Consider the following 17111-nt stretch of genomic DNA (forward strand, 5'->3'; position numbering starts at 1 on the left):
TCAGAGTTTGTGCATGCCCCGCTCGTCCCATCCACCACCCAGTGCACGATACAAGTTCACTTCAGCCTGCAACTGCGCAAGACGATCGTTGATCAGCCTTTGTTGGTTGCTAAACAGCGAGCGCTGCGCGTCCAAAAAGGTCAGGTGGCTGTCCACGCCGATTCGATAGCGACGCTCGGCAAGCCGATAGTAATCCTGGCTGGCGTTGACGAGGTCATTCTGTGCCTGCAACTGATCGACGTAGGTTTTACGTGCGGTCAATCCGTCGGAGACTTCCTGGAAAGCGGTCTGGATAGCTTTCTCATAGTTGGCCACGCCAATATCTTTCTGAATCTCCGAGTAATTCAGGCTGGAGCGTAACGCGCCTGCGTTGAAAATCGGCAAGCTGATGGTAGGGCTAAACGCCCAACTGCCTGAGCCGCTCTTGAACAACCCATCCAGATTCGCGCTCGAGGTGCCGGCATTTGCCGTAAGGCTGATGCTAGGGAAAAACGCCGCCCGCGCCGCGCCGATGTTAGCGTTAGCGGCCAAGAGCGTATGCTCGGCGGCGAGGATATCGGGGCGACGGTTGAGTAAATCACTGGGCAGACCAGCCGGTACGTTGGCCAGCAGGTCGCCATCCAAGGACTGTGGCTCCGGCAAATCGGCGGGCAGTCCTGTACCGAGAAGAAGCACCAAAGCATTCTCGTCTTCGGCTACTCGGCGCTGGTAGTTTGCCAGGCTCGCCCGCGCACCTTGCACCGAGGTACGCGCCTGTGCGAGATCAAGCGCCGAAGCCACACCCACCTGATTGCTGCGGGTGGTCAGACGTAAGCTCTCCTCGTAGGCGCCTAGCGTGTTCTCGGTGAGCTTGAGCAATTCACGGTCGGCTTGCCAGGTGAGATAGGCATTGGCCACGCTCGCAACGATGCTGATCTGGGTCGAGCGTCGGGCCTGGGCGGTAGACAGATAAGTTTCCAGTGCCTGCTGGCTGAGACTGGCGATGCGACCAAACAGATCCAACTCGTACGAACTGATTCCCAGGTTGACGTCATATTGACTGGAAATACTGGCCTGACCGGACTGCGTCTGAGCGCTCGGCAGTCGCTGCCGTGTTCCGCTGGCGTTGGCGCCAATCGCCGGAAACAGGTCAGCTCTCTGGATTCGGTATTGCGCCCGGTACGCCTCAACGTTCAGTGCCGCGACCTTCAGGTCACGATTATTGATCAAGGCGGTCTGGATCAATCGCTGCAATGCCGGATCGTGGAAAAACTCGCGCCACCCCTGCTCCACAGCGGCCTGGTCGGCAGCGTTGGTTGCCTGATAGGCAGAACCCTGCGGATATTGCGCCGCAACTGGAGCCTGCGGTCGCTGATACTCAGGGATCAGTGAGCAACCACTCAGAACAGCGGCGCTGATCGCGAGACCGATTAAAGAGCGAGTCATTGGCCTGCCTCCTCACGCATAGCAGTTTCGTCCTGCTTCTTGCGGCTGCCTTTAAACAAGGTTGAAACGGAAACGAAGAACAGGGGAACCCAAAAAATCGCCAGAACGGTGGCCGTTATCATGCCGCCGATCACCCCCGTGCCGATGGCGTGCTGACTGCCAGAGCCGGCTCCGCTGGAAATGGTCAGAGGCAGCACACCGAGAATGAATGCCAAGGACGTCATGACGATCGGACGCAGACGCATACGACAAGCCTCGACCGTCGCTTCAAGCAACGGTTGACCTTTCTCATTCAATTCCTTGGCAAACTCGACGATCAGGATCGCATTCTTCGCCGCCAACCCCACCGTCACCAACAGACCCACTTGGAAGAACACGTCGTTGGACAGTCCCCGCAATGCCGTGGCCATCAGCGCGCCGATTACCCCAAGAGGCACGACCAAGATGACCGCAATCGGAATCGACCAGCTTTCATAGAGTGCCGCCAGACATAGAAACACGACGAGAATCGACAGCGCATACAGAGCCGGCGCTTGTGATCCTGAAAGACGCTCTTCATAGGACAACCCGGTAAAAGAGATGCCTACGCCGGGCGGCAGTTGCGCTGCAATTCGCTCGACTTCCGCCATCGCCTGGCCAGAGCTGTAACCCGGGGCGGGAGTCCCAAGAATTTGCTCGGCAGGGACGCCGTTGTAGCGTGACAGTTTTGGTGAGCCGAAGATCCACTCGGCACTCGCAAATGCCGAGAACGGGACCATCTGACCTTGGTTGTTACGCACGAACCATTTACTCAGATCCTCTGCGGTGCTGCGCGAGTCAGGTTGACCCTGTACATAAACCCGCTTAACTCGGCCGCGATCAACGAAATCGTTCACATAACTACTGCCGTATGCCACTGACAGCGTGGTGTTGATATCGGCCAGAGAAATGCCCATCGCCCGTGCACGCTCGTCGTCGATGGTCAGGTGGTACTGTGGCTCGTCGGCCAAGCCGTTTGGGCGAACGCCAGCGAGGACCGGGCTCTGGGCAGCTAGCTCAAGAAACTTGCCGCGTGCCTCCATGAGTTTTTGATGACCCACGCTATCTTGGTCCTGCAGGTAGAAATCGAAGCCGGTGGCGTTACCCAACTCCAGTACCGATGGCGGAACCACCGCATATACCAGGGCGTCGCGGTACTTCAGGAACTCTTGCTGGGCACGCTGGGCAATTTTGAACACAGTATTGTCACTGTCTCGTTCATCCCATGGCTTCAGGTTGACGAACGCGATCCCTGAATTCTGCCCGCGGCCCGCAAAATTGAAGCCGTTAACAGTGAACACTGTAGCAACGGCTTTACCTTCTCCGTGCTCTTTGTCCAGCAGGTATTGAGTCATGCGATCAAGCACTTTTTGCGTGCTCTCAGCCGAGCTGTTGGCCGGCGTCTGCACCTGCGTGAAAATCAAACCCTGGTCTTCATCGGGCAGGAACGAGGTCGGTATCCGGGCGAACATCCAGATCGTGCCGGCGACGATTACCAGGTAAACCATAAAGCCCGGCACCCTATGCCGGATGATCTGGCCTACGCCCTGCTCATATCCGTTGACGCAGGCATCGAACCGTCTGTTGAACCATCCAAAAAAACCGCGCTTGGGCTGACCGTGCTTTGTCGGATCGATGGGCTTGAGCAGCGTGGCGCAAAGCGCCGGGGTGAATACCAAAGCAACAAATACCGAAAGCGCCATGGCCGATACGATAGTGATCGAGAACTGCCGGTAGATCACGCCAGTGGAGCCACCAAAGAAAGCCATGGGCAACAGCACCGCCGAAAGCACCAAGGCAATACCCACCAGCGCTCCCTGGATCTGCCCCATCGATTTGCGCGTGGCCTCCCTGGGTGACAGGTGCTCCTGCGCCATCACCCGTTCGACGTTTTCAACCACCACAATCGCATCGTCGACGAGTAATCCAATCGCCAGGATCATGCCGAACATGGTCAAGGTATTGATAGAGAAGCCGGCTGCGGCAAGGACGCCGAAGGTACCTAACAACACAACGGGCACTGTCAACGTCGTAATGATGGTGGCGCGCAGATTTTGCAAAAAAAGCAGCATGACCAGAAAGACCAGAACCACCGCCTCGCCCAGTGTATGCATCACTCCGCTGATGGATTCGGTGACCACCGGCGTCGTGTCATACGGGTACACCGCTTCAATTCCGGCCGGGAAGAATGGTTTCAGTCGGTCGACCGTGGCGCGAATCGCCTTGGCGGTATCAAGGGCGTTGGCGCCTGTGGCCAAGCGGATGGCGATACCCGAGGCAGGCTTGCCATTGGCTTGGGCGTTGATGCTGTAGTTTTCACCGCCCAAACTGATATCAGCCACATCACTCAGGCGCACCTGGGAGCCGTCGCTATTGACCTTAAGCAAAATGTCACCAAATTGCTCGGAGGTCTGCAGTCGCGTCTTGCCGATGATAGTTGCGGTAAACACCGTACCTTTGCGCGCAGGAAGACCACCGATCGTGCCCGAAGCCACCTGTACGTTCTGCGCCTCAATCGCCTCGGTCACGTCGACTGGCGTCAACTGGAACTGGTTCAGTTTGGCCGGGTCCAGCCAGACTCGCATGGCGTATTGCGTGCCCCAAATCTGAAAGTCGCCAACACCTGAAGTCCTCGAAATCGGGTCCTGGATATTTGAGACGATGTAGTTGGATAGGTCCTCCTTGGTGTGTTTTCCATCGGTGGAAACCAGACCGATGAACATCATGAAATTCTGTTGGAATTTTGTGACGCGCAGCCCTTGCTGCTGCACTTCCTGCGGCAACAGCGGCGTGGCTAGGTTCAGCTTGTTCTGCACCTGAACCTGGGCAATATCAGGGTTGGTGCCCTGGTTGAAAGTAACGATGATTCGCATGCTGCCATCGGCGTTACTCTCCGAAGAGATGTAGCGAAGGTTGTCGATGCCGTTCATCTGCTGTTCGATCACTTGCACGACCGTATCTTGCACTGTCTGCGCGGAAGCACCGGGATAAGAAACCTGAATCGCGACAGCGGGTGGTGCGATGTCAGGGTACTGATTGATCGGCAAATTGAGGATCGACAATGCCCCAACGAGCATGATGATCAGTGCAAGCACCCACGCGAAGATCGGTCTATCAATAAAATACTTCGACATGGTCTACTCCGCCTTAGCGCTGGTGTTTAGCGCTACAGGGGCTCTGTTCGCCTCATCTGTCATCGCTTCCTGAGCGACCACGGTGATCCCCGGCTTAATGAACTGAAGCCCTTCGACGATGATTTTTTCCCCGGCGCGCAAGCCGCTTTCCACCAGCACATTCGCACCGACGGTGCGGCCAACCTTGAGCTGGCGTTGCTCGACTTTGTTATCGGCGGTAACGACCATGGCGGTCGGGGTGCCCTTGAGATCCCGGGTCACACCAATCTGTGGAGCAAGAATGGCCTGCTCGGCGACCCCCTCCTGCAACCGCGCATGCACAAAAATCCCGGGCAGCAGCAAGTGATCGGGGTTGGGGAACACGGCGCGCAGGGTGACCGAGCCGGTTGCTTCGTCGACCGAGACTTCTGAAAACTCCAGCGAACCCTGCAGCGGATACTGGCTACCGTCCTGAAGTGTCAGGCTAACTTTCGCAGCCTTATCAGCAGTTTTCTGCAACTGCCCGCTTTCAAGAGCCCGACGCAGTTTGAGCACCTCGCCATAAGGCTGAGTGACATCGACATAAATGGGGTCGAGTTGCTGGATAATCGCAAGGGGGGCTGCTTGGCCATTAGAAACTAGCGCACCTTCGGTCACAGCCGAACGTCCAATTCGCCCGCTGATGGGCGCGAACATTTTGGTATATCTCAGATTGATCTGGGCGCCCTTGACTTGTGCCTCTGCCTGCATCTGCTGAGATCGAGCAGTGTCATACTCCTGCTTGCTCACCGCCTGCTCATCGATCAGTTGCCGATACCGGGTGGTCAGCGAGCGAGATTGCTCCAAACTGGCCTGCGCACTGGCGAGCGTCACCTCGTAAGTTGATGGATCGATCTGATAAAGCTGCTGACCAGCCTTGATATCCGCGCCTTCCTTGAACAAGCGTTTCAGGACGATGCCATCCACCTGCGGCCGAACCTCAGCAAGTCGATAGGCACTGGTACGCCCGGGCAGGTCGTTAAACAAGGTCACAGCCTGAGGTTTCAGGGTCACCACGCTGACTTGGGGGGCTTGCACCGGCGCAGTAGCAGCCTGCTCGTTGTTGCATCCACTGAGCATCGTGGCAAAAGCAATGGCGGTTACCAAAGCAGGATAGATAGGCTTGAATGGCATAAAGTCCTCGAACACAGCGCTGAAAAATGCGCGCATGAGTTTGCAAACTGCCGCAGCACAGGCTGAAACAGCTGCTGGTGGCAATGGGAGAAAGAGTTCGGCAAGTACGCGCAAGAAGCGCGGTGCGAAGATCAAGCTTATTGACCGGGTTAATAAACCCGATGAGCCAATGCGCTGCGCATTGGATTGTTATGTAGGCATGCTAACAATCGAGGGGCCTGAGGATTAGCCCGACTTTACTGAAATCACCAATGAGTGATATTCAGCAATAAAATGGTTTCAGAATTTTGCAGATTACTCACAACGCTCTATATCCAGCGATTAACGCAGGACAGCATTTCGATTAGTGAGTTTTGATCAGCTTTGGCCTCTAATGCGTGCAGCGCATCGGCGAGGCTCATATCCTGCAGGAGCTTCCAACTCAAGTCTTCTACGACTCTGCCATGGATAATTCACGGGAACATCTGGGCTCAAGCTGACCAGTTTCGTGGATCGTTGACGTCCGCAACTTCAGACTTCCACCCGCTCGCCCATTCAGGACGGCCTGCATCTCCCCAAGCACCGCCATCGCTACACTTTCAGGGGTGTCCCCCCCAAATCCAATCCCATTGGATAGTGCAATCGGTCCAGCGCAGGCAGGCTGTTTGTCTGTCGCGTTATTTCATCAAGCAGACGCTCGGTCCGATCACGCGGCCCGAGCTGACCGATGTAACGGGGATTACCTTGTAACGCGCCTTTCAACCAATGCGCATCCTGGCTCAGGCTATGGGACATTACCGCCACACACGCCCCCTCCACGAACTTTCGAAATTCGAAAGGCCCGCCTATATCGGCGCTCAACACCCGATCCGCTTCGGGAAAACGTTCCGGACGGGCAAAATGTGGGCGACTATCAACAACGGTGACATGCCACCCCAAGATTTTTGCGATCCGTACCAACGGCTGCGCATCATGGCCCGCCCCAAAGATCATCAGACGCGGTGGTGGCGCGACGTATTCTAGAAAAACCTCTACCTCTGCGTAGCCTTCGGTATAGCGTTGCCGCGTAGATTTTTGCTGGTCCAATGTGAGACGCAGATCAGCGGTAATTCGCTCGTTCAGTGCAGGATGGTAGAGTCCCCCGAAGGGCGCTGCGCCAGATTCCAGGAACACACGGTCTCCAACATCTGCACGGCTATTGCGTGAGCCCGCTATTACCGTTGCGATCGCCACGGGTCTCTGGTTGTTTCTTACTTTGCGTAACGCATCAAGCACAGCGCATTGCTTTGCAACTGGTATTCGCTCAAACAACACATACACCTTGCCGTTGCAGCCCAGCCCGAAACCAAGGGACTCTTCACCGCCCTCTTCGTCTGTGGCCTCAGCCGTGCTGTAGCTACGAATCACAGGGCCCGACTCACTTAGCCACCAAGCCTTTCGCACCACATCAGCCTCCAAACAGCCACCACTGATAGTGCCCTCCGGACGTCCATATTGTGAAACGAGCATGCGCGCCCCCGGACGGCGATACGCCGAACCCTCGACTTTCACAACGGTGGCGAGTACAGACTCTCGACCCTCGTTCTGCTCGGCCTGGATGGCATCGAGCAATGCGTTCAAACTGGACATATCAGATATCTCTCCCAAAGCGAATCCGGCGAAGTCGCTGTCGATCGCCAACTATCCAAGCGGGCGCAACTCTCTGATCAAGTCGATCAGCAAACGTAGCGTGATCGGCACCTGCCGGTAGCTTGAGTAATAGATATGGAAGCCTGGACCGACACTGACCCAATCCTCCAAAACCACTTGTAACGTTCCTTCTGCTATAAGCGGCGCGACAATGGGTTCGGCACAATAAGTCAGCCCGGCGCCCTGGGTGACCATGGCGAGCATCATCCGCGTCTCATCCAGCACCACATTACCGGACACTGGGATCTCTAATTTTTCACCCTCTTTCTCAAACTCCCAGTTGTACATCCGGCCGTTGCCTAGCCGAAACCTTAAACAACTGTGCTGTTTCAAATCCTCGGGATGCAGCGGCATGCCACATCGGTCGAGGTAATCGGGGGTTCCTACCACGACCCATCGAACAGGGGGGGAAAGGCTTTGGGCAATCATGCCTTCAGGTACGGTAGCGCCGTACCTGATCCCAGCGTCGAAGCCTCCTTCAACAATGTCCACCATACTGTTGGTGGTTGAGACTTCCACTTCGATATCGGGATAACGATGAGCAAATGTCGATAAAACAGGTGCCAACAAAAGGAGCGCCGCGTCACTGAAAACATTCAGCCGTATACGACCAGTGGGCTCATCACGGAACTTATTCAACAACTCAATAGCCTGGTCGATTTTGTCGACAGGTTCGCTTATCAATGCCAGCAGTTCCTCACCGGCTGCCGTCAGGGTGACGCTGCGGGTCGTGCGATTGAGCAAACGAACCCCCAATCTCGCCTCCAGCCCCTTGATCGCATGACTCAGCGCAGATGCACTTATCCCTACTTCAACACCCGCACGACTGAAGCTGGAATGGCGGGCGACAGCTAAAAAGTAGATAAAATCGCCAAAGTTGGCACGAGTCAGCTGCATGAGTTCTCTGCCATTGGTGTGAAACGTATGAACGAAAGGACCTCTCCCGCCCCCTGCGCCACAGACAGTTTTTGCCGGCGTGGTTCTGACTGTTTTGGAGTATCACTCATCGACCAAGGTGATCGTTACTTCAAGGGACCCAGGACGCGCGAGTATTCCCAGGCCGGAATCAATCCTGCCGAGTTTGATAAGGTCGCTCGAATACTTGAACCCTTTATGAAAAATGGCGAGATTTCCCCAAGGCGCATAGAAGGCAATGTCACCCGCCGAAGGCGTGAACCCAGCTGGCGCGCCCTGTGTCGATAATGGCTCGGGCAGTACGCTGATCTTCTCGGTCGAGGCGTAGTCGTCCAGTGTCAGTTTCATCGGCAGCTGTTTAACGAAATCTATGGAGGAATCGTTGTTGTCGAGCGTTGCCGTAACCGGACCGCCTGAAACATCGATGCGTATTTTCATAGTTGCTCCACTTTGCTCCGATGGGCTGCGGGGCACGCCCTACCCCCGACCCGAATTGATCTGACAGCCAAATTGCTTTCCCGCCAGAAGGTATCAGCTGACAGAAAAACTGAAATACCTCGCAGCGATTGAAGTCATGAATGAGATTTATCAATCGTCCTTACACACGCAGTGCATTCATAACCAGCGTGAAGGCCCGCGACGGCTGCCTGCGACTTGGGTAATACAAATGGTACCCCGGGAAGGGGGCACACCAATCTTCCAGCACACGAACCAGGCGGCCATTTTCCAGATGCGGTGCGAATTCTTCTTCAGGAAGATAGGCGATGCCCAGGCCGGCCAAGGCTGCATCCACCATGCTGGGAGAGGTGTTGAAAACGAGCTGGCCATCCACTCGTACGTTTAACAGTTGGCCACGACGCTCAAACTCCCAAACGTATAGCCCCCCTGCTGTTTGCATACGCTGATTGATACAACTGTGCTTTAGCAGGTCCCGTGGATTTTTGGGCGTTGGATGCCTTTCGAAATACATCGGGGAGGCCGCAGCGGCCATGCGCAGTTGAGGACCGATGGGTACCGCAACCATATCCTTGTCGATGGTATCGCCCATACGCACGCCTGCATCGAAACGGTCGGCGACGATGTCTCGAAAACCATAATTGATATCGAACTCTATCTTGATATCCGGATAATCGAGCAAAAGCGGCGTGAGCTTGGGAAGCAAATGTGCTCGAAGAATGTGCTCACCACAGGTGATGCGCACGGTGCCGGCGGGTTTATCGCGCATCTCGGTCAGTTCGTCGAGTTCTGCCTCGATTTCGTCAAAGCGGTGACCAATGGCTTTTAGTAAACGCTCGCCCGCTGCCGTAGGCGATACGCTACGGGTGGTTCGTGTAAGCAAGCGAATCTCCAGCCTGGCCTCTAACCCGCTCATTGCCTGGCTGAGGGCAGATTGAGTCACGCCCAGTACGGAAGCTGCCCGCGTGAAGCTGCCTTCACGGGCAATCGTTACGAACGATAAGAGATCATTGAGGTTACGTCTGACCATCGCCCAAGTCTCTCATAAATCATTAATTAGCAGGCCTTATAGCCCCTTTAAGGACTGATTAGCTAGTCGCGCCGAAGGGGGCCGGTTACATTAACAACCTCTTTTTAACCAACCCTTCGTTATATTCAGCGCGAGCGATCGCCATGGCGCTTGGGACGAGAGGCGCGAAGCGACCCGAGGGGACGTGCATGGATCGTAGAGACTTTCTCATCAGAGGCGCCGGACTGGGTTCGGCGTTGATCGCAGGCTCACTTCTGGAAGCAACGGCATCCTGGGCAGAGGCCCCAACCAATTCCCGAAGGGAGGCTCCCGCGTCCAACGCACAACGGGACAACAGTGCAAGCGGCAAAGCCCGCGTATTCATTACCGGCTCGGCCGATGGACTGGGCCATGCCACCGCCAAGACCCTGCTTGCCCAAGGCCACGAGGTTGTCGTGCATGTGCGCTCCCCTGCCCGGTTGTCTGCCGTGCAAGAACTGGTGGACCAGGGCGCCATCGCCACAGTCGGCGACTTGGGCGATCTTGAACAGATTCGCGACCTTGCCCGTCAGGTCAATGCCATCGGCGCGATGGATGCCATTGTCCACAACGCTGGCATCCTCAGCGGGGCGCAACTGCTGGTCGTCAACGTCGTCGCCCCCTATATGCTCACGGCCCTGATTCAGCGCCCCAAGCGTCTGATCTACCTGAGTAGCAGCATGCATAGGGGGGGACGAGCCAGCCTGACGGGATTGGACTGGTCGGGCAGCACCCCCACAGGCAGCTACTCGGACAGCAAGCTCTTTGTAACCGCACTCGCAGCAGCCGTTGCGCGGTTGTACCCCGACGTCCTCAGTAATGCGGTCGATCCGGGCTGGGTCCCAACGAAGATGGGAGGTCCCAACGCACCTGACGATCTGCGCCTGGGACACCTGACCCAGGAATGGCTTGCCACCAGCAATGATCCTGAGGCACTCACCAGCGGCGGCTATTGGCACCATCAGCAACGCGAACAGCCGCATTCCGCGGTCCAAGACTCCCGATTCCAAGATTTGCTGCTGGCTGAACTCACGCGCGCCAGCGGCACGAACCTGTCGTGACCACCTCCACGGTAACTACTGCATGAAATTATTCTGGGGTCGTCTTCTCATGGCCGTTGTCGGTATCGCTCTGCTAGGCATCGTTGGCGCCTTCGCCTATTTACAGCACCCGGTCTTCGGCGACCTGCCCAGCGGCGAGCGGCTGACGCGCATCGAACACTCGCCCAATCATGCCGACGGAGTGTTCCGCAACCAGATCGACACGCCCATGAAGACCACGGACCAATCCGAGATATCGATGTGGATGCAGACCCTTTTCGGGGAAGAGGGGCAGCCTCGACCGCCAAGCCCGATTCCCGCCGTCAAGACCGACCTCAAAGCACTCGACCCTACACAGGATATAGTCGTTTGGCTGGGCCATTCCTCCTACTTCGTGCAACTGGGCGGACAACGCATCCTGATCGATCCGGTGTTCAGCACTTACGCCGCGCCGATCCCCGGAGTGAACAAGGCATTCGAGGGCACCAGCCTCTACACGGCCGATGACATACCCGAGATCGACGCTTTGTTGATCAGCCACGATCATTACGATCACTTGGACTATCCAACCGTTCAGGCGCTTGAGCCCAAAGTCAGAAAGGTTATCGTGGGGTTGGGTGTAGGCGCTCATTTCGAGCGCTGGGGCTACGACATGGGAGTCGTACGTGAAGCCGACTGGAACGAAGTCATCGCGCTGACACCGAACGTCAGAGTCCACGTCACCACAGCTCGACACTACTCTGGACGCACCTTTACCCGCGATCAGTCGCTGTGGGTCGGCTTTGCACTTGTGTCTCCTGAACAGCGGTTGTTTTTCAGTGGCGACTCGGGTTATGGCCCGCACTTTGCCGAGATCGGCCAGCGAATGGGTCCGTTCGACTATGTCGCCATTGATGCCGGTCAGTACGATCCGCGCTGGGCAAATGTCCACATGAATCCGGAACAGGCCGCGCAGGCAGCCAAGGACCTGCACGCCCGAGTGCTGATGCAGACGCATGTGGGCCGCTTCTCCATCGCCCCTCACGATTGGGATGATCCGTTCAAGCGCATGCAAGTCGCCAGTCAGGGGCAAACCTTCGCGCTGTGGACGCCCGAAATCGGCCGCACGGTCTACCTTGACGGCCGTGCGCAGTCGTTCACGGCATGGTGGGAAGACGACGCAGCGAAGACTCCGCCTCAGCTCGCGGCTGGAGCCAGGGAGGAGTAAGTCGTGCAGTCTCCCTTATCGCTGTTGCAGCGCCAGGCCAAGGTGCGCCCCGAAGAAGCTCCCGCAGTCCTGTGGTCGATGCTCTACGTCATCGCGCTGTTTCTGGCGTATTACCTGTTGCGACCGATTCGCGACGAGCTCGGTGTGGCCGGCGGGGTCCAGAACTTGCCCTGGCTATTCACTGGTACGTTGTTGGCGATGCTGGTAGCCAGCCCGCTGTTCGCGCTGGCCGTGCGCAAACTGCCACGCAAGCAGTTCATCGTCGTGGCCTATCGCTTCTTCGCTGCCAACCTGATGTTGTTTGCACTGCTGCTGCATCTCGCCGATCCACAGTGGCAGGTGTGGCTGGGACGTGCCTTTTTCATCTGGGTCTCGGTGTTTAACCTGTTCGTCGTCTCGGTGTTCTGGTCCTTCATGGTGGATATCTTCGACAGCGAGCAGGGCAAACGGCTGTTCGGGCTACTCGCGGCAGGAGCAACGATTGGCGGCCTATTGGGCTCGGCTATCACTTCCAGCCTGATCCAACAGTTGGACCGCTCCTGGCTGATGGTGATTGCCATCCTGTTTCTGGAAGTGGCGGTACTTGCATCACGCCGTTTATCTCGCCTTGCTCCGATGTTCAGCCACACCACGCTCAAGGAAAACCCGGACCAGCCCTTGGGTGGCGGCATCTTTACCGGCATGGTCCACACGTTGCGTTCGCCCTACTTGGTCGGGTTGGCACTATTCATTCTGCTGTACTCGGTCACGTCGACTTTCTTGTATTTTCAGCAGGCCAGCATCGCCGAGTCCTCGTTCCCTGATCGTGCGGCCCGCACGGCGTTCTTTGCCAATATCGACCTGATCGTCAATGCGATCACACTGGTATTCCAGCTGTTCATCACCGGCAGGATGATCGCCACCGCGGGCATCGTGGCAACGCTGTGTGTCCTGCCGCTGGTCAGCCTGTTCGGCTTCGCTGCCTTGGCCGCCAGCCCTAGCGTCGCAGTCATCGTGGCCGCGCAGGTCGCCCGCCGGGTAGCGAACTTCGCACTGGCCAGACCCGCCAGGGAAATCCTGTTTACCTCCAGCACACGTGAAGATCGCTACAAAGCCAAGAACTTCATCGACACGGTCGTTTATCGTGGCGGTGACCAAATCGCCAGTTGGGGATACGCAAGCCTGATGGGCCTTGGCCTGACCCTGGCGCAGATTCCCATGATCTCGGTCCCCCTCTCAGCTATCTGGCTGGGCTTGAGTGTCTGGTTGGGACGAACCCACCTGAAGCAGGAACAGCGCGATGCTACGGTCTCACCATCATTGATTGAGGACAGGACATGAAGTCTACCCGCCGCTCCATAGTGAAATCCCTTGGCGTATTGGCCGCTCTGCCGTGGCTCATCCCCGCGAGTCGCGCCTTTGCGGTCGCGCCAACACGCATCGGCGTGATCGGTAGCGGATCGCTGGGCGGCACGGTAGGTCGGCTGTGGGTCGAGGCTGGACATGAGGTCATGTTCTCTTCCCGCCATCCAGAGCAATTGCAAGACATGGTTGAGGAGTTAGGGCCACGCGCTTCGGTCGGCCTGCCGATGGCGGCAGCGGAATTCGGCACCGTGCTTCTGTTGGCTATTCCATTTGAAGCGCTGCCCCAGGTCGGGCGAGACCTGCACAGTGCCTACCGCGGCAAGATCGTTCTGGACTCCACCAATCCTTGGGGCACAAGCAGCAGCGATGTATACCGCGAAGCGCACAACCTGGGCGTTGCTCAAACCGTCGCGAAGTACATGATCGGCGCGCGACTGGTGCGCGCATTCAGTGCCGTCGATGCCACCGTGGTGGCAACGTCTGCCTCACGAGCGGGCGGGCGCATTGGCATGCCCATCGCCGGAGATGACGCCGAGGCCTTGCGGGTCGCCGCCGACCTGGTACGCGATGCTGGTTGCGACCCAGTCGTCGTGGGCAACCTGGCTGCCTCCGCCTCGTTCCAGCCGGGCAGGCCGGGTTTCCGCGCCCATCTGACCGCACCGGAACTGCGCCGCCTCCTCGGCCTGTAGTGCAGAGTTCTGGTGGCCGCGCAGATAAGCAAGAAACCTTGCTGCTAGCTCCCACCTCAACAATCGGCCTGTGGATCAAACTGCCAGGCTCTCATGAGTCGGGCAGTGTGATCGCGAGGAAGCTGAATCGAACCGCCGGGTGATCGGAAAATGTGCCGCTCTCCTGTCACCCGCCCCCCTACTGCACTCAGCTCATCCAGTTCCCGCCATCAACGTTGTACGTTTGTGCAACGATGTAATCGCTCTCCGAGCCCGCCAGGAAAATTGCCATTCCTACCAGATCCTCTGCCGTCCCCATTCTTCCATACGGAACCTCAAGGCCGACGAGCCGCTTCTTCTCACCCAGGGGTCGGTTCTCGTGTTTGGCAAAGAGCGCGTCGACACCGTCCCAGTGTTCGCCATCGACAACCCCCGGGGCAATCGCATTGACATTGATTTTGTGCTTGATGAGGTTAAGGCCAGAAGACTGTGTAAGGCTGATGACGGCCGCCTTGGTGGCGCAGTAGACGCCTACCAACGCCTCACCGCGGCGACCCGCCTGGCTGGCCATGTTGATGATCTTACCGCCATGCCCCTGACTGATCATCTGCTTCGCCGCTGCCTGAAGCGTGAACAGCGTCCCGCTGACATTGATTGCAAAAAGCTTGTCGTAGCTTTCCCGAGTGATCTCGGTGATCGGTGCAAGATCGAACAACGCCGCATTGTTCACAAGGATGTCCAGCTTTCCTGCGTGGGCAACGACCTCGGCGATCGCTGCATCAATGGACGCCTGGCGGGTAACGTCCATCTCCACCGCGTAAGCTTGCGGCCCAAGCTCGGAGGCCGTCGCTTGAGCTCTTTCCAAATTGATGTCGGCGATAGCGACCGTAGCGCCTTCACCGATATAGGCCTGGGCAAACGAGCGTCCAATACCGCGCGCGGAACCAGTGATCAAAGCGCTTTTACCTTCGAGACGTTTCATTGAATCTACCTTTGTGGTTCGTGGCGCGCTTCATCGAAAGAGCGCGCGTGATGGAAGTCAGGCCGCGCGTGATGCCGCAGGGCTTACCGAAAGACCGCTCTCATCAAATAGATGGCAATGAGCGACATCGAGGGTGAGATAACGCCGGGCGGCGTACGGCACTTCGCAATCCCCCTGGACACGTACCGTCAGACTTTCTCCTGAATCGACATTCACGTGGCAGAAGGTATCGCTGCCCAGGCGCTCGGTGACATCCGTCGTGACCGGCACTTGGCCTTCAGCGCCCAGGGTCAAATGCTCCGGCCGTATCCCGACCGTCACGGATTGCCCAACCGACAACGCACTGCTGTCGCGTGGAATGAGCAAAGTGGTTCCAGAGGCGAATCTAACCTCCACCCCCGATGCATGCACGGCATGCACAGTCGCCTGCAAGAATCCCATTTTTGGTGTCCCAAGGAAGCCGGCAACGAACAGGTTGGCAGGGTGATGGTAGAGCTCGAGCGGCGAACCAATCTGCTCGATCCGCCCAGCGTTCAGCACAACGACCTTGGTGGCGAGCGTCATGGCTTCGACCTGGTCATGGGTCACGTAGATCATGGTCGCCTGCAGCTCCTTATGCAGTCGGGACAGCTCCAAGCGCGTCTGTACACGCAGCGCAGCATCAAGGTTCGACAGTGGCTCATCGAAAAGGAAAATTTTCGGGTTTCGGACAATCGCACGCCCAATAGCGACTCGTTGGCGCTGACCACCTGACAACTGCTTAGGCTTGCGGTCGAGCAGAGAACCAAGTTCGAGAATCCTTGCGGCCTCGGCGACCTTCCTTTCCACATCCGGCTTCTTCTCACCGGCCAGATCCAAGGCAAATGACAAATTCTTGCGTACCGTCATATGCGGATACAGAGCATAGGTCTGGAATACCATGGCCAGGTCTCGTTTGGCAGGAGTCACCTCAGTGATGTCTCGGCCGTCGAGCTCGATCGTGCCGCTCGTGACGTCTTCCAAACCTGCAATCAGGCGCAACAGGGTCGACTTGCCACACCCCGACGGCCCTACGAACACCACAAATTCCTTGTCCTTAACTTCGAGATCGATGCCCTTGATGATGGACAGTCCCTCGAAACCTTTCTTGAGATTTTCTATTTTCAAAGTGGCCATGCGTAAAGTCCTGTATGAAATTGGAGCCTTCGCGAAATCATTGAATGCTCGACGTCGTCATTTGACGGCGCCAAAGGACAGCCCACGAACCAATTGCTTCTGACTGATCCAGCCGAAGATCAAGATAGGTGCGCAGGCCAATGTGGAAACCGCGGAAAGCTTCGCCCAGAACAGACCCTCAGGGCTCGAGTAGGAAGCGATCAGCGCGGTCAGAGGTGCGGCGCTGGAGCTCGTCAGGTTGAGCGACCAGAAGGCCTCGTTCCAGCACAGGATCATCGACAGCAGCATGGTCGAGGCCAGCCCACCCTTGCTGATGGGCAGCAGCACGCGCAGCATCTCCTGCCCCAGGGTCGCGCCGTCCAGCCTGGCCGCCTCCAGAATCTCCCGGGGGATGTCTTTGAAGTACGTGTAAATCATCCACACCACGATGGGCAGGTTGATCAGGGTGTAGATCACGATCAGCGCGATCCGGGTGTCCAGCAACCCCGCCCCCTTCGCCAGAAGGTAGATAGGCATGAGCACCCCAACTGGAGGAAGCATCTTGGTCGATAGCATCCAAAGCAGCGTCTGCTTAGTGCGCTTGGTCTCATAGAACGCCATTGAGTAGGCCGCCGGCACCGCGATCAGCATGCACAACGCTGTAGCGGAGAAGGAAATCAGCACCGAGTTCCACGCGAAGTGGAAGTAGTCACTGCGCTCCTGGATGTGCAAGTAATTCTCCAGCGTAGGCATGAAGATGAACTGTGGCGGCGTAGCGAAGGCGTCGATCTCGGTCTTGAAACTGGTAAGCACCATCCAAAAGATCGGAAAGAACAACAGCAAAGCGGTGACCCAGGCCAAGGTGCCGAGCAGTACGCTTTGCAGAGACCGGGATTGTTTAAGCGTCATCATGGCGTTGT

13 protein-coding genes and 1 pseudogene are annotated in these 17111 nt (G+C 57.3%); 4 read left to right on the forward strand and 10 right to left on the reverse strand.

Features of this window, described 5'->3' with window-relative positions:
• The 7 genes and pseudogenes from adeC to KI237_RS18295 form a co-directional block, all read right to left on the reverse strand.
• A complete protein-coding gene (gene adeC, locus KI237_RS18265; RefSeq protein ID WP_212796448.1) occupies positions 1–1425 on the reverse strand; it encodes an AdeC/AdeK/OprM family multidrug efflux complex outer membrane factor in 1425 nt (474 codons plus the stop codon).
• Positions 1422–4577 carry an efflux RND transporter permease subunit gene (locus KI237_RS18270; protein WP_212796449.1) on the reverse strand — a complete coding sequence of 1052 codons (3156 nt, stop codon included), beginning with the start codon at positions 4575–4577 and terminating at the stop codon, positions 1422–1424. The genes adeC and KI237_RS18270 overlap by 4 nt, the downstream gene beginning before the upstream one ends.
• A 3-nt stretch (positions 4578–4580) precedes the next feature.
• Positions 4581–5729, reverse strand: coding sequence for an efflux RND transporter periplasmic adaptor subunit (locus tag KI237_RS18275; protein ID WP_212800646.1), 1149 nt, complete (start codon positions 5727–5729; stop codon positions 4581–4583).
• Between the two features lie 430 nt (positions 5730–6159).
• Positions 6160–7337 (reverse strand): annotated as a pseudogene (locus KI237_RS18280) (XdhC family protein).
• Positions 7338–7388: 51 nt separating this feature from the next.
• Positions 7389–8294, reverse strand: a complete 906-nt coding sequence (locus KI237_RS18285) for a LysR family transcriptional regulator (RefSeq protein ID WP_013692795.1) — start codon at positions 8292–8294, stop codon at positions 7389–7391.
• 102 nt (positions 8295–8396) lie between these two features.
• On the reverse strand, positions 8397–8750 hold the full coding sequence (locus KI237_RS18290) for a cyclophilin-like fold protein (RefSeq protein ID WP_079302510.1): 354 nt from the start codon (positions 8748–8750) through the stop codon (positions 8397–8399).
• A gap of 160 nt (positions 8751–8910) precedes the next feature.
• Positions 8911–9798 carry a LysR family transcriptional regulator gene (locus KI237_RS18295; RefSeq protein ID WP_212796450.1) on the reverse strand — a complete coding sequence of 296 codons (888 nt, stop codon included), beginning with the start codon at positions 9796–9798 and terminating at the stop codon, positions 8911–8913.
• A 188-nt stretch (positions 9799–9986) separates the two neighbouring features.
• Here KI237_RS18295 and KI237_RS18300 point away from each other — a divergent pair, with 188 nt between their 5' ends.
• The 4 genes from KI237_RS18300 to KI237_RS18315 are packed head-to-tail and all read left to right on the forward strand — an operon-like array spanning position 9987 to position 14096.
• Complete coding sequence (locus KI237_RS18300; protein ID WP_201005425.1) at positions 9987–10877, forward strand: SDR family NAD(P)-dependent oxidoreductase; 891 nt, start codon at positions 9987–9989, stop codon at positions 10875–10877.
• 22 nt (positions 10878–10899) lie between these two features.
• Positions 10900–12063 carry an MBL fold metallo-hydrolase gene (locus tag KI237_RS18305; RefSeq protein WP_249410635.1) on the forward strand — a complete coding sequence of 388 codons (1164 nt, stop codon included), beginning with the start codon at positions 10900–10902 and terminating at the stop codon, positions 12061–12063.
• 3 nt (positions 12064–12066) lie between these two features.
• A complete protein-coding gene (locus tag KI237_RS18310; RefSeq protein ID WP_095058133.1) occupies positions 12067–13383 on the forward strand; it encodes an NTP/NDP exchange transporter in 1317 nt (438 codons plus the stop codon).
• Positions 13380–14096, forward strand: coding sequence for an NADPH-dependent F420 reductase (locus tag KI237_RS18315; protein WP_236124252.1), 717 nt, complete (start codon positions 13380–13382; stop codon positions 14094–14096). The genes KI237_RS18310 and KI237_RS18315 overlap by 4 nt, the downstream gene beginning before the upstream one ends.
• Before the next feature lie 187 nt (positions 14097–14283).
• On the opposite strand, the gene KI237_RS18320 is transcribed toward KI237_RS18315, so the two are convergent.
• From KI237_RS18320 to KI237_RS18330, 3 genes are read right to left on the reverse strand one after another with little or no spacing between them, the layout of a single operon-like run.
• A complete protein-coding gene (locus KI237_RS18320; RefSeq protein WP_201005429.1) occupies positions 14284–15057 on the reverse strand; it encodes an L-iditol 2-dehydrogenase in 774 nt (257 codons plus the stop codon).
• Positions 15058–15114: 57 nt separating this feature from the next.
• Positions 15115–16212, reverse strand: a complete 1098-nt coding sequence (locus KI237_RS18325; RefSeq protein ID WP_201005431.1) for an ABC transporter ATP-binding protein — start codon at positions 16210–16212, stop codon at positions 15115–15117.
• Positions 16213–16269: 57 nt separating this feature from the next.
• Positions 16270–17103 carry a carbohydrate ABC transporter permease gene (locus KI237_RS18330; protein ID WP_013692786.1) on the reverse strand — a complete coding sequence of 278 codons (834 nt, stop codon included), beginning with the start codon at positions 17101–17103 and terminating at the stop codon, positions 16270–16272.
• Positions 17104–17111: the final 8 nt, after the last annotated feature.

The sequence above is a fragment of the Pseudomonas sp. St316 genome, from assembly GCF_018325905.1.
Classification (GTDB): domain Bacteria; phylum Pseudomonadota; class Gammaproteobacteria; order Pseudomonadales; family Pseudomonadaceae; genus Aquipseudomonas.

Coding starts and splice junctions, on each gene's coding strand:
- KI237_RS18275 (WP_212800646.1), bottom strand. CDS start 5,729: ATGCCATTCAAGCCTATCTATCCTGCTTTGGTAACCGCCATTGCTTTT.
- KI237_RS18295 (WP_212796450.1), bottom strand. CDS start 9,798: ATGGTCAGACGTAACCTCAATGATCTCTTATCGTTCGTAACGATTGCC.
- KI237_RS18320 (WP_201005429.1), bottom strand. CDS start 15,057: ATGAAACGTCTCGAAGGTAAAAGCGCTTTGATCACTGGTTCCGCGCGC.
- KI237_RS18330 (WP_013692786.1), bottom strand. CDS start 17,103: ATGATGACGCTTAAACAATCCCGGTCTCTGCAAAGCGTACTGCTCGGC.
- KI237_RS18270 (WP_212796449.1), bottom strand. CDS start 4,577: ATGTCGAAGTATTTTATTGATAGACCGATCTTCGCGTGGGTGCTTGCA.
- adeC (WP_212796448.1), bottom strand. CDS start 1,425: ATGACTCGCTCTTTAATCGGTCTCGCGATCAGCGCCGCTGTTCTGAGT.
- KI237_RS18325 (WP_201005431.1), bottom strand. CDS start 16,212: ATGGCCACTTTGAAAATAGAAAATCTCAAGAAAGGTTTCGAGGGACTG.
- KI237_RS18290 (WP_079302510.1), bottom strand. CDS start 8,750: ATGAAAATACGCATCGATGTTTCAGGCGGTCCGGTTACGGCAACGCTC.
- KI237_RS18305 (WP_249410635.1), top strand. CDS start 10,900: ATGAAATTATTCTGGGGTCGTCTTCTCATGGCCGTTGTCGGTATCGCT.
- KI237_RS18285 (WP_013692795.1), bottom strand. CDS start 8,294: ATGCAGCTGACTCGTGCCAACTTTGGCGATTTTATCTACTTTTTAGCT.
- KI237_RS18315 (WP_236124252.1), top strand. CDS start 13,380: ATGAAGTCTACCCGCCGCTCCATAGTGAAATCCCTTGGCGTATTGGCC.
- KI237_RS18300 (WP_201005425.1), top strand. CDS start 9,987: ATGGATCGTAGAGACTTTCTCATCAGAGGCGCCGGACTGGGTTCGGCG.